The following is a 14,647-nucleotide window of genomic DNA, read 5'->3' as shown; positions in this document are numbered from 1 at the left end:
CGCCACCCTCGGGACAGAGGCCCGCACCGTCTTTAGAGATTGACGGCCCCGTCAGGACACCCCCGCGATTGGGCAAAACCCTTGATGCCCTCGAGCTTTCCACACCGGGAACGAGTGCTGACGTAACGTCCCGCTTGTTCTTCTCGCCAACATTTTGCGGAAATTGGGTGGCATTCTTGATTACGTCGGATCTTTATATCAAGTCCTTTGCCCAATCGCCCGAGAATTTGGCCTAGACGCCGGCTCGCGAAGCCGCGGCAAGGCAATATGCCCAATCGCATGACAAAACTGACGGGAGCGCGGGACGCGCAGGTTCGTCAAGGCGAGAAGGACGAGCGGGGGAACCCGGCGGCCAAGCGGGCGCGACGCAGACGCGCGGGCCCGCTACGCAACCTTCTGACGATGCCTCCACACAGACTGAACCAGGCCCACCGCCGCGAGCTGCGTGACCATCGAGGACGATCCGTAGGTCATGAAGGGCAGCGGGATGCCGGTGATGGGCATGATGCCGATGCACATGCCCACGCTCTCAAGGACCTGGAACGTCCACATGGCGGCGCAGCCCACGAGCACGAGCTTGGAGAAGGTCGAGTCGACCTTCATGGCGAGAAAGATGGTCGCAAGGATCATCCAGGCGTAGAGGGCGAGAAGGAGGACCGAGCCCACGAAGCCGAACTGCTCCGCGAAGGTGGCAAAGATGAAGTCAGTCTGGGACTCCGGGACAAAGCCGAGCAGAGACTGCGATGCGTTGCCGAAGCCCTTCCCCAGAAGCCCGCCGGAGCCGATGGCGATCATGGCCTGGATGAGGTTGTAGGCATCCTCCGAGCTCGAGCCCTCCGGGTCGAGGAACACCGTGAGGCGCGTGAGCTGATAGGGCTTGAGGATGTGGGGCAGGCCGTCAATGGACGAGGTTATGACCACGAGGGCGGAGACGCCCACGATGAGCGCGATCGTGGCGAGCACCCAGGCGCGCGGGGCGCCGCTGCAGATGATGATCGTGGCGCCGGTGAAGAAGATCATGAGTCCCGTGCCGAGGTCGGTCACCATGATGAGGAGCAGCGGCACGAGAAGCGTGCCGCAGAGCTTGGCATAGTCCCGGAAGTCCTCGATCTTGCCGTTGTACTGGGCGCAGGCGGAGGCCATGAGGGCAATCACCACGAGCTTCGAGGGCTCCGAGGGCTGGAAGCGCAGCGGGCCCACCCGCACCCAGCCAAGGCCTCCCAGGCCGCCCTCCACGCCGAGGCCGGGGACGAGCGGAAGCGCGAGCATGACGCAGGAAAGAACAAAGAGCGCCGTGGTGAGGTTCGCGAGGTTGCGGTAGTCGTAGCGCCACACCACCACGGCGGCGGCAAAGCCGAGCGCGATGCCGGCGAGATGGCTCGTGAAGTTGACCTCGCCCTCGAGCGCCAGGGCGCAGGACCACATGTTGATGACGCCAAGGATCACGATGAGCAGGGCGGGAATGAGCTGGGAGAGGTAGAGTCTCCCCAGGGGCCCCTGCTTGCCGCCGACCTTGCCGCTCTGGGCGGGCTGGCCCGCCACGCGCTGGGCGAAGGATGAGATGCCGCGGCGGTTGGTCCCCGGCCCGGTCATGTCTCGTGCCATGGTGCCTCCCTAGTCCGCGGACTCGGACGCGGCGGTGCTCGTGTCCGGCTGACCGTAGATCTGCCCGTAGATGTCTCGCACGACGTACATGGCCGTCGTGGCGCCCCAGTCGGCGCCGTCCACGTTGGCGCAGACCACGTACTTGGGGTCCTCGGCCGGGGCGAAGGAGCAGAACCAGCCGACGTTGCCCTCCGAGGACTGCTGCTCGGCCGTGCCCGTCTTGGAGAGGACGGTGACGTCGAGGTTCGTCCAGTGGGAGGCCTGCGAGGCGCTCTCTCGGTAGGTGACGCCCTCCATGCCGCTCTCGACGAGGGCGCGGTAGGAGTCGTCCTCCTTGATGTCCCTCGTGGTCTCGCACCGGTACTCCGAGACGAGGCCCTCGCCTATGCGCGCCCGGACGCCCTTCATGAGGTGGGGGCGCCACATGGGGCCGCGCGCGGCGATGCTGCAGTAGGCGGCGGCCATCTGGAGGCTCGTCACGAGCATGTCGCCCTGTCCGATGGCGATGTTGCAGTTCTCGCCGCCCTGCCAGGTGGCGTCCTCGTCCGAGTAGCCGAGGCTCTTGAAGTAGTCCCACTTCCACTCGGCGTCGGGCACGCGCCCGACCTCCTCGCCGGGGAGGTCGATGCCGGTCTTCTGCCCCAGCCCGTACTCGCGGAAGGTCTCCTGCATGCCCTCGGGGTTGTCCTTGGAGTAGTAGAAGCCCTTTCCGATCTCGTAGAAGACGACGTCGCAGGAGAACGTGATGCCGTCAGCGAGGTTGATGTCGCCGTGGCCGCTCTCCTGCCAGCACTTCATGCCGCCCGGGTCGGACTGGTTGCCCGACCACGTCCACCAGCCCGTGCAGACCCAGCTGGAGCTGGGGGTGGCGATCCCGTTGTCGAGGGCCGCGAACGCGGTGAGCGGCTTGATGACCGATCCCGGCGGGTACTGTCCCGCGATGGCGCGGTTGAGCATCGGGTAGTTTGCGCTCTCGGCCTGCAGGTCGTCCCAGTCGGAGGACGAGATCCCGCCCACGAAGACGCTCGGGGAGAAGGTGGGGTAGCTCGCCATGGCGAGCACCTCGCCGTTGGTGCAGTCGAGCACCACGGCCGAGCCGCTCGCGCGAAGCTCTTCCGTGGTGAGGTCGTCGACGACGCGCTTGAGCGAGGCCTCGGCCTGCGCCTGGATGGCCGCGTCTATGGTGAGGACGAGGTCGGAGCCGCGCTGGGGCTCGATCGTGGTCGAGAGGCCCACCACGTCCCCGTGCGCGTTCACGTAGACGAGCTGCTCGCCCCGGACGCCCTGGAGGACGCTCTCGTACTCGAGCTCTATCCCCGTCTGGCCGACGACGTCCCCCGAGCGGTAGCCGATGGCAGTCGCGTCTCCGGACTTGCTCGACTCGAGCTGGTCGGCGGTGACGGTTCCGGTGTAGCCCACCACGTGGGCGGCGAGGGAGCCGAGCGGGTACGCTCGCAGCGTCCGCTCCTCCACGGTGACGCCGGGAAAGACGTCCGGGTGCTCGCCGATGTAGGCGACGACGCGGCGCGACACGTCCACCGAGACGGTCCTCATGCTCTGATAGCCGGCTGAGGTGTCCTGCAGCTTGCGCCGGACCGCCTGGGCGGGCATGCCGATGAGGTTGGCGAGGAGCTGGACCTCCACCTCGTCGTCGACGACGTCCGCCTGGGCGGTGACGGTGAGGCTCGCGCGGTTGGTCACGATCTCGACGCCGTTGCGGTCGAGGATCCGACCGCGGGGGGCCTGGGTGTACACCGTGCTCGTCCTGTTGGACTCGGCGCGCTCCGCGTACTCGTCCGAGGAGACGAGCTGCATGGACCAGAGCCTCGCGAAGAGCGTGGCGAAGATGGCGCCCACGGCGACGGAGAGGCCAACGAGCCTGGAGGAGAGGGTCTTCTCCGTGGACGAGTCCGACCCCCCGGACGCACGGGGCGCAGAACCGCCGATGTCAAACGTGAAGGCGGCCTCGCCGCGACCGTAGACGATGAAGATGACGATGAGGGCCACGGCAAGGACCGCACAGACTATGACGATGACGATGGAGAGATCCATGAGAGGCCCCTAGAAGCCGCGCTTGCCGAGGCGGCCGCCACCGAGGTTGGTGCCAGACACGTGCATCCTGGAGAAGTAGTAGGCGAAGGGCACGAAGAAGACGATCGTGAGCAGCGTCGTGGGAAGCGTCCTGAAGACGAGGACGTCGAGGATGGAGTCGGCCTGCCCCACGAGGAGCATGGCGAGGTGGTAGACAAGGCTGACGCCGAGGGAGGCCCCGCCAAAGAGGGCGAGCGTGACCATGAGGTCGCCCGACATGCGGTTGCGCTCCTGAAGTCCCAGCACGAAGGAAGAGACGGTGAGGCAGAAGGCCATGAGTCCCACGGGGCCCGTGGTGGAGAGGTCGAAGAAGAGGCCGGCGAAGAAGCCGGCGAGAACGGCCCTCCTGCCGCCCACAAGCAGCGCGACGCAGGCCGAGAAGATCAGGGCGAAGTTGGCGCGACCGTTGCCGAGGCCGATGTTGGGCGCAAGCGCGAGCTGACACACGCCGCAGATGATGGCGAGCACGAGCGTGCTCCTGCTCTCGCGGTTCCTGTCTGCAACTTGCATCTCACACCCCCTGCCCGTAGTCATCGGCAGCATCGTCCGAGGACGAGCCGTCCTCGGAGCCCGAGTCCTCACCGTCGGAGGACCCGTCGTCCCCCTCGGCGTCCGCGGCGGACGCGCCTGCGGTGTCCTGGGCGTCGGCCGCGGCGATGTCCTCCTCCGTTGCCTGCTGCTCCTCCGTGAGCGAGGTGATCACGAGGACCTCCTCGTTGTTCTCGGCGTGCGCGTAGGGCTCGACGACGATGGAGAGGTACGAGGCACCGGGGCTGTTCTCGACGCTCGTCACCTCGCCGAGGGGAAGCCCCTTGGGGAAGACGCCGCCCAGGCCGCTCGTCACCACGACGTCGCCGACCGACACCTCGCCGTCAGTTGGGATGAGCGAGAGCCGAAGCTGGTCCCCAACCGTGCCGTCGAGCATGCCCTGAAGGCGGCTCGTCTGGAGCATGGCAGAGACCGACGAGCTCTCGTCGGTTATGAGCCTCACCGTCGAGGTGGTGGGACCGCACTCGACGATCTGCCCGATGATGCCGCTGGCAGACGTCACGGGCATGCCGACGGAGACCCCGCTGGTGGTCCCCTTGTCGATGGTCACCGTGGAGGACCACGAGTCGCCGGCGCCCGAGATGATGTGGGCGGCGGTCGACTGCAGGTTGTTGACGTCCTGGAGCTCCAGAAGGCCCTGGAGCCTCTCGACGGACTGGGCTGCCTCCTCGAGCTCTACGTTCCTGGCCCTGAGCTGCTCGTTCTCAGCCTTGAGCTCGGAGAGCGTCTGCTGGTCCGCGGTGAGGTTGGTGACGACGTTGCCCAGGCCCTGGAAGGGCATGGACAGGGTCGCGCCCAGATAGCGGACGGGAGAGGTGATCGTCTGAAAGGCGCCCCTCACCGTGCCGAGCGGGCCCTCCTCGCCGGTGCGGCAGCTCACGGTGAAGAGCGCTATGGACAGAATGGCGCAGACGGCGAGGACGCCCCCGCCGCCGCTCTGTCTTGCGTTGCCGAGCGTCGGTCCCGAGGACCGACGAGATCCGGAGAGAGGCACGCCCGCTAGCTCGCCTTCTGCACGAAGCCGCCGGAGAGGGCGTTGGCCTCGAGGACTCGGGCGCAGCCGTTGACCACGTTCTCGAGGGCGGTGGGGCTCACGTTCACGGGAACGCCTGTCTCCTCGCGGAGGCGCTGGTCGAGCCCGCGAAGGAGCCCGCCGCCGCCGGTCAGGAGGATGCCGTAGTACATGAGGTCGGAGGCGAGGTCGGGAGGCGTCACGTCGAGGGCGTCCTTGACGGCCTTGGTAACCTCGTCGAGCGGGCGGTCGAGGGCGCGACGGATCTCCTCGCTCTCGATGCGCACGGACTTGGGGAGACCGCTCATCACGTCGCGGCCGTTGACCTCGACGTCGAGCTCCTCGGCAAGAGGTGCGGCAGAGCCGACCTTGATCTTGATGTCCTCGGCCGTCCTCTCGCCGATGGAGAGGTTGTACGCGTCGCGCACGTGCTCGAGGATGGTCTGGTCAAACTCGTCGCCCGCGGTGCGGATGGACTGGGAGACGACGATGCCGCCCATCGAGATGACGGCGACCTCGGTCGTGCCGCCTCCGATGTCGACGACCATCGACCCGGTGGGGTCCTCGATCGGGAGATCGGCGCCGATGGCAGCCGCCATGGGCTCCTCGATGAGGTAGGCCTGGCGCGCACCGGCGGAGATGGTGGCCTCGAAGACCGCGCGCTTCTCGACGGAGGTGACGCCGGAGGGGACGCACACCACCACGCGAGGACGGGGCGACCAGGGGTAGCGCCGCTCGCGGGCCTTCTCGATGAAGTAGCGGAGCATGACCTCGGTCACGTCGAAGTCGGCGATGACGCCGTCCTTGAGGGGGCGCTCGGCGATGATGGAGCCGGGCGTGCGTCCGATCATGCGCTTGGCGTCCGCGCCCACGGCGAGGACGCGGCTCTCGCTCTTGTCGATGGCGACGACGGACGGCTCGTTGATGACGATGCCCTGCCCTCGGACCGCGACGAGCGTGTTGGCGGTGCCCAGGTCGATGGCCAGGTCGCCGCCATATTCGCCAAAGAGTGAGTCAAAGAGAGACATGCGCTATCCGCCCTAGTTCTCCGAGTTGTCACCGGTCGCGTGCTGAGACGCGTACTCGGGGGTCACCGTGGTGACCTTCCAGCTGATGCCGTCGCGGACGAGCTCGACCGTGTAGTCCTGCTCCCCGCCCTCGGCAAGGGTGGCGGTGAGGTAGACGGTGGACTCGGTCATGCTGCGGTCGACGCCCTTCACGGTGACGGTGGTGTCGCCGGTGGGCATGACGTCGGACATCTCCTCTATGACGCTCTCGGAGGTGCCGGAGGCGACGTACGAGTCGAGCTCCTGGCCGGAGGACTTGGCCTCGAAGAGGCCCTCGACCACCGACTCCTGCGTGGGCCAGCCATAGCCCTTCACGTAGCCGAAGCCTGCAGCACCGGCGGCGAGGAGAAGGACGACGAGGATGAAGATGAAGACCTTGAGACCGGTGTGGCGGTGCTTGCGCCTCACCTTGCGGTCGTGCTTGTCGGCGGCGACGAGGTCCTCCTCGGTGACGGAGAAGAAGCCGGTGTCCTCGGGGGACGGCATGAGCTCGCCGGAGGCGCCGGTGGGGTCGAGCGGGTCGTAGGATCCGCCGTAACCGGCAGCGGCGAGGAAGGCGTCCGTCTCGGAGGGACGACGGTCGGCGAGGGCCGCGACCGCCTTCCGCGCGGCGTCGTAGGACGCCTGCGCCTCGGGCGAGAGCGTGAGGGTGCCGTCGGCGGTGGCGTGGCCGAAGGCGTCGACGGCCTCGGACATCCTGTTGGCGGCGACGTAGGCGAGGCCGAGGTCGCGCCAGATCTGGTTCTGGCTCTCGAGCGGGGTGGTGAAGTCGAGCGCGGTGCGGTAGGCCTCCACGGCGTCGACGGGGCGCCCGAGCCTCATGAAGCAGCTGCCGAGGTTGGAGAGCGCCACGGCGGGGGCGGGGTTGGCCTCGTCGATGGCGGCGCTCCTGTACGCCATGCCGGCGCTGCGGACGTCGCCGAGCTTCTCGTAGGCGGAGCCCAGGGCCATGTAGGCCTTGTAGGGCGTGGCGTAGGACTCGTCCTGGGCGGCCTCGTTGAGAGCGGCGACGGCCTCCTGAGCCTTGCCTGCCGCCAGAAGCGCCCTGCCGCGGTTGCAGGAGAGCGCGCCGCGCTTGCCGTACGCCGCGTCGCTCAGGGCGGACTCGTAGGCGCCCGCCGCGGCGTCGAACTGGCCGAGCTTCATGTACGCGTTGCCTCGAAGGTGGTCGACCTCGCCGGAGGCCTCGCCGGGCGCGGTGGCGGCCGCGAGCTGCGTCACAGCCCCGAGCCAGTCGCCGCTCTGATAGGCGCGCTTTCCGGATTCGTATGCCTGCTGGTTCACAATGCCCTCCATACCCTAGGCGACGCTTGCGTCGACGTGCTCGATCCTCACGGAGTTGATGACGTCGCCCTGGCGCAGGGCGCGGACGACGTCGATGCCCTCGACCGTGACACCAAAGACGGTGTAGCCGGAGTCGAGGCCGTGCTGGGGACCAAGACAGAAGTAGAACTGAGACCCCGCGGAGTTGGGGTCCATTGACCGAGCCATTGCGAGGGCGCCGTCAACGTGAGAGTTGTTGGGGTTGACGGTGTACTCCTCGCGGATGCGGTAGCCGGGGCCGCCGGTGCCGGGACGGCCCGAGGGGCCGGGACGACCGCTGGCGACGTCCTCGGGGGACATGTCCCTGGTGTTGGGGCACCCGCCCTGAATCACGAAGCCGGGGACGTAGCGGTGGAACTTGAGGTCGTCGTAGAAGCCGGACTCGGCGAGCTCGCAGAAGTTGGCGACGTGCACGGGCGCCCCCGCGCCGTCGAGACGCGCGCGGATGACTCCCCTTGAGGTGTCGAAGACGGCGACCTCGTCACCCACGACCTCGTAGGCGGGAGTGTAGAACGGGTCCTGGATGAAGCCCATGCGACATCCCCTTCCTCCTGGTGGCCGCTCTCGGCCAGATGCTACCAACTATGTGATTCTAGCAAGAAGCGAGCGATTTCACACATTCGGCAGAGTGCTAGTCGGTTGAGGGTCTCCAGTCCTCGTAGTTCTCGGAGAAGAGCGCCGCGAACGAGCGCCCGCGCGCCGCCTCGGAGATGATCTCCGCGCTGTCCTCCGCCGGGTCCTGAGACTTCGCGGACACCTCCCACGCCTCCACGATGGCGTCGCAGCGGTTCCTCAGCCAGTTGCCGAGCGTGCTGAGGTTGCCCATGTCGTCGGCCCAGTCGCTCGTGTCGTCGAAAGATCCGCTCATCCTGTCTATGAGGTTGGAGATGTCGATGGCTATGGCCTGCGCGCCCTCGAGGCCTGCGGCACGGGCGTCCTTCTCGCCGGAGACCCCGGTCGTGCGAAGGTCCTCCTCGGACTCGTCAACGCGCGCGGAGAGCTCGCCGAGCTCCTCGTAGAACGCGCTCATGTTCTGCGCGACCTGCTCCGCGGCGCTCACCCGCTCGCCCGAGTCGTCCTGCCCGGAGAGGCTGTCCACGACCCCCGGGAACCCCTGCATCGACGTGTCGGCCGGGGTCTTTGCGGAGATGCTCGTGGCGTCCGGGTCCCAGGGGTGCGTGATGTAGAGCGTCGCGCCGCCCACCACCGCCACGGCGAGGGCGGCGGCAAGGGCGAAGGAGCGGGTCCTCGGCATGCGGTCGCCGAGCGCCGTGGGCGTGGACGAGCCGTCCGCGCCCGGGATGGCGCTCTCGATGCGCGTCATGACGTTCGTCTCCTCTTCCTCCCCCACCGGGATGACGCCGGTGTCGCCTATGGACGGGAGGTCGAGGCTGCGCGTGCGCCTGGCTGACGGGGCGGGACTGTCCGGGCGCACCTCGGTGCCGCACTTGGGGCAGATCGACTCGCCCGAGGGCACGAGGGCCCCGCAGCCGGGGCACCACGTGGCGTTCGAGAGCGAGAGCTTCTGCGTCACGTCGAGCGGCTCGTGGCAGCGGGGGCAGGACAGGGCCCCGTCGCTCACGCGCGCACCGCAGGAGGGACAGATCACGGGCGACTCCCCTCTCCGCCTAGCGGAGGCTCTCGAGGACGTACGGGAGGATGCCGCCCTTCGAGAGGAAGGCGCCCTCCATGGGCGTGTCCACGCGGACGACGCACTCGAAGGTGAGCGTGCTGCCGTCGGGGCGCGTTGCCGTGACCTCGGCGGTCCTCTGCGCGGGGAGCCCGCCAGAGAGGTCCACGGGCGAGACGTCGAAGGTCTCCCGCCCGGTGAGCCCCAGGGTGGCCGCGCTCACGCCATCCGCGAGCTGGAGCGGGAGCACCCCCATCTGCACGAGGTTGGAGCGGTGGATGCGCTCGAAGCTCTCGGCTATGACGGCGCGAACGCCAAGGAGGAGCGGGCCCTTGCCCGCCCAGTCGCGGCTCGAGCCGGACCCGTAGAGCTTGCCCGCCACCACCACGAGCGGCACGCCCGCGGCGGCATAGGCCTCGGCGGCATCGAAGATGGGGACCACCTCGCCGGTAAGGAGGTTCTCCGTCCAGCCCCCCACCTTCCCGCCGGCGAGCTCGTTGCGCAGGCGGACGTTGGCGAAGGTGCCGCGCGCCATGACCTCGTGGTTGCCGCGGCGGGCGCCGTAGGTGTTGAAGTCCTCGGGCGCCACCCCGCGCTCGGTGAGGTAGCGGGCCGCCGGCGAGTCCGCGGCGATGGAGCCCGCGGGCGAGATGTGGTCGGTGGTGACGAAGTCGCCCAGGAGGGCGAGCGCTCGGGCGCCGCGGACCTCCACGACGTCCTGCTCGCGGGCGATCTCGAAGTAGGGGGCGCGGCGGACGTAGGTGGAGTCCGGATCCCAGGGGAAGGTTGCGGAGTCGCCGGACTCGATGGACCTCCAGGCCTCCGAGCCCTCGAGGAGGCCGCGGGAGCCCTCCTCGAAGAGGCTGGCGTCGAGGTTCTCGGCGAGGGCGGCGGAGATCTCCTCGTCGGTGGGCATGACGTCGGAGAGCATGACGGGGGCGCCGTCGGCGCCGGTGCCGAGGGGCTCCGTGGTGAGGTCGACGTCCATGGTCCCGGCGACTGAGTACGCCACCACCAGCGCGGGCTGGCAGAGGTAGTTCTGCGTGACGTCGGGCGAGATGCGGCCCTCGAAGTTGCGGTTGCCCGAGAGGACGCTCGTGAGCTCGAGCTCGCAGGCGTGGGGCTTGAGGCAGGGCTTGATCTCGCCCGAGTTGCCGATGCAGCTCATGCAGCCGAAGCCGCACGTGAAGAACCCGAGGGCGCGGAGGGGCTCGACGAGGCCGCAGCGCTCGAGGAGAAGCTCGGTCGCGTGGCTGCCCGGGGCGAGGACCTTCTTCACCCAGGGCTTGGGAGCGAGGCCGCGCTCGACGGCGTGCTTGGCGAGCAGTCCCGCCGCTACCATCATCGCCGGGTCGGTGGCGGTGGTGCAGCTCGTGATGGCGGCGATGGCAATGGTGCCGTGACCGAGCCTGCCCATGCCCTCGACGTCGACCCTCTGGGCAAGGTCTCGGCCGTTGGCGAGCGCGGAGGACTCGAAGCGCTCCTTCAGGCCCGCGAGGGAGACGCGGTCGTGGGGGCGGGAGGGGCCGGCGAGCGAGGGCTCCACGGTGCCGAGGTCGAGGGCGAGCGTCCTGGCGTACGTCCTGTCTGGACGGCCGCCCATGACGCCCTGCGCCTCGAGGTAGGCGCGCGCGAAGGCGAGCTCGTCGGCGTCGCGGCCGGCGAGCGCGAGGTAGCCGAGCGTGGCGTCATCCACGGGGAAGAGGGTGGCGGTGGCGCCGTACTCGGGCGTCATGTTGGCGACGCACGCGCGCTGGGTGGCGCTGAGGGACTCCACGCCCTCGCCCGTGACCTCGACGATCTGGCCGACGACGCCCTCGGAGCGGAGGAGCTGCGCCACCGTGAGGGCGAGGTCCATGCCGGAGACGCCGGCGCCGAGAGATCCCGTGAGGTGGAGCTCCGTGACGGGCGGCACGAGCATGGAGACGGGCTGTCCGAGAGCCGCGGCCTCGGCCTCGATGCCGCCCACGCCCCAGCCGAGCACGCCGACGCCGTTGGCGGTGGTGGTGTGCGAGTCGGTGCCGACGAGCGTGTCGAAGCAGGCGTGCTCGCCCTCGGCGAGGGCGTCGGTCGTGACGACGCTGCAGAAGCGCTCGATGTTGAGCTGGTGGCAGATGCCGCCGCCGGGCGGGACGATCTCGACGTTCTGGAACGATCGGCTCGCCCACTTGAGGAACGCGAAGCGCTCGCGGTTGCGCGCCGCCTCGGTCTCCTGGTTCTTCTCGACCGCGCAGGCGCACTCCGCATCGTCCGCGATGACGGAGTGGTCCACGACCAGGGTGCAGGGGATCTGCGGGTTCACGCGCATCGGGTCACCGCCGCGCTCCACCATGGCGTCGCGCATGGCGGCAAAGTCGACGAACACGGGAACGCCGGTGAAGTCCTGGAAGAGCACGCGCGCGGGCATGAACTCGATCTCCTCGCCAGCGCGGCCCTCGGTGCCGGCGTCCACGATGGCGGCGGCCATGCGGACGGCGTCGTCGTCCGTCGCCGCGCGCCTCACGACGTTCTCGAGCAGCGTCACGAGCGCGCGAGGAAGACGGTCCGCCCCGGGGATGCCGGAGACGACGGTGGCAAGACGGGACACTCTGCCCGCCTCGATGCGTACGGGACGGCGCGCGGAGATCACCGCGTCACGAAAGTCAGCAGTCACGGTCATGCTTACCCTCCACCTTTCTCACGAGCCTGGAGAAGAGCTCGCTGCTCTCGTAGCCGGCGAGCGATCGGTCGTACATCACGTTGAAGGCCGCCGTGGCGAGCACGCCCGCCGCGACGATCACGACACCCATGCTAGCGTCAAAGGACACGATCTCGAAGAAGGAACCAAAGACCGTACACCCAAGCGCAACAATGGCGATCACCACGACAAGGAGGGCGCCGCGCAGGGGCGTCAGGGGCTGGGAGATGCGCCAGATGAGCGCAATGCCCACAAATGCCACCAGGGCGGTGCAGACCGTGGAGATCTCGTCGAAGGAGTGCCCGAGGGCGCGGCCCACCAGAAGCTCGGCGAGAAGGGCGGCCACGATGGCGGCGGAGGCCGGAAGGGACCGCGCGAGCACGTTGGCGAGGAAGCTGCCGCGGACGAGCTCGTGGTTGGGCTCGAGCGCGAGCACGAACGAGGGGATGCCGATGATCGCCGTGGAGAGAAGCGACATCTGGATGGGGATGAAGGGGTACGGGGGCATCACGATGCACACGAGCGCGAGGACCGCCGTGAACACGGTCTTCACGAGAAAGAGGGACGCGGAGCGCTGGAGGTTGTTGATCGATCGGCGCCCCTCCGCCACGACCTCCGGCATGTGGGAGAAGTCGTTGTCCGCGAGCACGATCTCGGAGACGTTGCGCGCCGCCGCCGAGCCAGAGGCCATGGCAACGGAGCAGTCGGCCTCGCGCAGGGCGAGGACGTCGTTCACGCCGTCGCCCGTCATGGCAACCGTGCGGCCCCTGCGGTGGAGTGCCCGGACGAGCTCGCGCTTCTGCTGGGGCGTCACGCGACCGAAGACGCGCGCCTCGTCCGCCACGGCGTCGAGCTTCTCCGGCGTGTCCAGCGTTGCCGCGTCCACGTAGCGCTCCGCGAGCGGCACGCCCGCGCGCGCGGCGATGGCGGAGACCGTGCGCGGGTCGTCCCCGGAGATGACGCGGAGCTCCACGCCCTGCTCGAGGAAGTAGCGCATGGTGTCCGGGGCGGTGGGGCGGATCTCGTCCCGGATGGCGACGCAGCCCATGAGGCGAACCTCGCCGAGAAGAGCGTTCTTCTCGTCAAACCCGTCAGCCTCCCCCACCACGAGCACGCGCTCCGTGGCGTCGAAGGCGCGCGCGACGGCGTCCGCCTCTGCCGCCCGCTCGCGACCGAGCACGAAGGCGGCGGCCCCCATGACGAGGGCGCGCCCGTCCGCGGTCACGCATCCGGAGTACTTGCGCGCGGAGTCGAAGGGGACCGCTCGTGCCGCGGGGGCGGCCTCCGTGCCCGTGTCCCTTGCGTGGCGAAGCAGGGCGAGCGCGGTCTCGTTGGCGTCCTGAGCGTTTGCCGTGGCAACCGCCGCCATGGCGGCCTCGACGTCCTTCGTCGAGAATCCGGCCGCAGCCCCTACCGAGGACACCTCCATCTCGCCCGAGGTGATGGTGCCCGTCTTGTCCAGGCAGAGCGTGTCCACGCGCGCGAGCGTCTCCACGCAGTAGGCCTGCTGGACGAGCACCATGCGACGGCCGAGCCTGAAGGTCGCGATGGCAAGGACCGAGGACGTGAGCAGGACGAGGCCCTGCGGGATCATGCCGATGACCGCCGCAACCGAGGTGAGGATGGCGTCGTTGAGCGAGCCGCCGTCCATGAGGAGGCTCCTCAGGAAGAGGCCGAGCCCCAGAGGCACGAGGACGACGGTCCCCAGGCGGATGATCGCCTTGAGCGTGGCCTTGATCTCGGAGTGGACGGCCTTCACGTACTTGGCCTCGGCGTTGATGCGCGCGGCGTAGCCCTCCGCGCCCACGCGCGTGACGCGCGCGACGAGGCTGCCGGCGTCCACGAAGCTGCCGGAGAGGAGCTCGTCGCCGGGGCCCTTGGAGACGGGCTTGGCCTCGCCGGTGAGAAGGCTCTCGTTCATGGAGACGTTCCCGGACACGATGACGGCATCGGCGGGCACCTGGTCTCCGTGAGAGAGGCGCATGAGGTCGTCCGCCACGAGCTCCGAGGGCGGAAGCGAGCGCTCCCCCGAGGCGCGGATGACCGTCACCTCCTTCTGGGTGAGGATGGTGAGCCTGTCAACCATGCGCTTGGCACGGATCTCCTGCGAGACGCCGATGACGAGGTTTGCTCCCACGACGCACATGAAGAGCATGTTGCGGTACTGCCCGGTGAGCAGCACCAGCAGCGCAAGGGCGAGGTTGACCCCGTTGAAGAGCGTGAACGCATGCTCGGCGAGAATCTGGCGCACGGACTTTGTCTTGACGTCCGTGTTGGCGTTCGTGCGCCCGTCGGCCACGCGCTCGGCGACCTCCGCGTCGGTAAGGCCAACGAGGCCCGCGTCCCTCTGGTCCGTCATCTGTCCCCTCTCGAAGGCAAACACACGGTGGTCATTGTGCCACGGGAGGCGCTGTCTTATTCAAAGCTTACGAAACAGATAGATGCGAAGGTGAGGCGCGACGGCAAATCGGCCCGGACGCCGCTGGGGCGCCCGGGCCGACACGTCTTGCGTGGTGCGCCCAGGGGGATTCGAACCCACGACCTTCTGCTCCGGAGGCAGACGCTCTAATCCACTGAGCTATGGGCGCGTGCGCAGCAGAGTATAGCGCATGTCGCGGCGCGGCGCACCCCGGGCGCCCCGGGCAGGCATCGGGTCCTGGGTCCGAGCAGACGTTCTTCTCGTCCAGAACGTC

Annotated in this window: 10 protein-coding genes and 1 tRNA gene; all 11 read right to left on the bottom strand. The window is 68.7% G+C overall.

Translation table 11 applies throughout. The features are described from left to right. Positions 1 to 384: 384 nt before the first annotated feature. The gene (locus B5F79_RS07045; protein ID WP_087219424.1) at positions 385 to 1,605 is read right to left on the bottom strand and encodes an FtsW/RodA/SpoVE family cell cycle protein; all 1,221 of its coding nucleotides are present in this window, start codon (positions 1,603 to 1,605) and stop codon (positions 385 to 387) included. Between the two features lie 9 nt (positions 1,606 to 1,614). Continuing rightward, positions 1,615 to 3,657, bottom strand: a complete 2,043-nt coding sequence (mrdA, locus tag B5F79_RS07040) for a penicillin-binding protein 2 (RefSeq protein ID WP_087219422.1) — start codon at positions 3,655 to 3,657, stop codon at positions 1,615 to 1,617. Positions 3,658 to 3,666: 9 nt separating this feature from the next. After that, positions 3,667 to 4,206: a rod shape-determining protein MreD gene (gene mreD, locus B5F79_RS07035; protein ID WP_087219419.1), complete on the bottom strand. Its 540-nt coding sequence runs from the start codon at positions 4,204 to 4,206 to the stop codon at positions 3,667 to 3,669. Position 4,207: 1 nt separating this feature from the next. Further along, positions 4,208 to 5,239, bottom strand: coding sequence for a rod shape-determining protein MreC (gene mreC, locus B5F79_RS07030; RefSeq protein WP_143786266.1), 1,032 nt, complete (start codon positions 5,237 to 5,239; stop codon positions 4,208 to 4,210). Positions 5,240 to 5,244: 5 nt separating this feature from the next. Next, the gene (gene mreB, locus B5F79_RS07025; protein WP_087219416.1) at positions 5,245 to 6,285 is read right to left on the bottom strand and encodes a rod shape-determining protein; all 1,041 of its coding nucleotides are present in this window, start codon (positions 6,283 to 6,285) and stop codon (positions 5,245 to 5,247) included. A 12-nt stretch (positions 6,286 to 6,297) separates the two neighbouring features. Next, the gene (locus B5F79_RS07020; RefSeq protein WP_087219602.1) at positions 6,298 to 7,608 is read right to left on the bottom strand and encodes a tetratricopeptide repeat protein; all 1,311 of its coding nucleotides are present in this window, start codon (positions 7,606 to 7,608) and stop codon (positions 6,298 to 6,300) included. A gap of 15 nt (positions 7,609 to 7,623) precedes the next feature. Continuing rightward, on the bottom strand, positions 7,624 to 8,181 hold the full coding sequence (locus B5F79_RS07015; protein ID WP_087219412.1) for a peptidylprolyl isomerase: 558 nt from the start codon (positions 8,179 to 8,181) through the stop codon (positions 7,624 to 7,626). Between the two features lie 97 nt (positions 8,182 to 8,278). After that, complete coding sequence (locus B5F79_RS07010) at positions 8,279 to 9,256, bottom strand: zinc ribbon domain-containing protein (RefSeq protein ID WP_087219409.1); 978 nt, start codon at positions 9,254 to 9,256, stop codon at positions 8,279 to 8,281. A gap of 19 nt (positions 9,257 to 9,275) precedes the next feature. Continuing rightward, positions 9,276 to 11,936: an aconitate hydratase AcnA gene (gene acnA, locus B5F79_RS07005; RefSeq protein ID WP_087219406.1), complete on the bottom strand. Its 2,661-nt coding sequence runs from the start codon at positions 11,934 to 11,936 to the stop codon at positions 9,276 to 9,278. After that, positions 11,920 to 14,313: an HAD-IC family P-type ATPase gene (locus tag B5F79_RS07000; RefSeq protein WP_087219403.1), complete on the bottom strand. Its 2,394-nt coding sequence runs from the start codon at positions 14,311 to 14,313 to the stop codon at positions 11,920 to 11,922. The genes acnA and B5F79_RS07000 overlap by 17 nt, the downstream gene beginning before the upstream one ends. A gap of 152 nt (positions 14,314 to 14,465) precedes the next feature. Beyond that, positions 14,466 to 14,542: transfer RNA gene (locus B5F79_RS06995), tRNA-Arg, on the bottom strand. Positions 14,543 to 14,647 lie beyond the last annotated feature (105 nt).

Origin of the sequence: Olsenella sp. An285 (genome assembly GCF_002159625.1) — a bacterium.
GTDB classification, from domain to species: domain Bacteria; phylum Actinomycetota; class Coriobacteriia; order Coriobacteriales; family Atopobiaceae; genus Thermophilibacter; species Thermophilibacter avicola.
This window is presented reverse-complemented; position numbering and strand designations above follow the sequence as displayed.

Bases quoted from the DNA above. Each gene is read 5' to 3' on its own strand.
- B5F79_RS07045 (WP_087219424.1), bottom strand. From the start codon at position 1,605: ATGGCACGAGACATGACCGGGCCGGGGACCAACCGCCGCGGCATCTCA.
- mrdA (WP_087219422.1), bottom strand. From the start codon at position 3,657: ATGGATCTCTCCATCGTCATCGTCATAGTCTGTGCGGTCCTTGCCGTG.
- acnA (WP_087219406.1), bottom strand. From the start codon at position 11,936: ATGACCGTGACTGCTGACTTTCGTGACGCGGTGATCTCCGCGCGCCGT.
- mreB (WP_087219416.1), bottom strand. From the start codon at position 6,285: ATGTCTCTCTTTGACTCACTCTTTGGCGAATATGGCGGCGACCTGGCC.
- B5F79_RS07015 (WP_087219412.1), bottom strand. From the start codon at position 8,181: ATGGGCTTCATCCAGGACCCGTTCTACACTCCCGCCTACGAGGTCGTG.
- B5F79_RS07000 (WP_087219403.1), bottom strand. From the start codon at position 14,313: ATGACGGACCAGAGGGACGCGGGCCTCGTTGGCCTTACCGACGCGGAG.
- mreD (WP_087219419.1), bottom strand. From the start codon at position 4,206: ATGCAAGTTGCAGACAGGAACCGCGAGAGCAGGAGCACGCTCGTGCTC.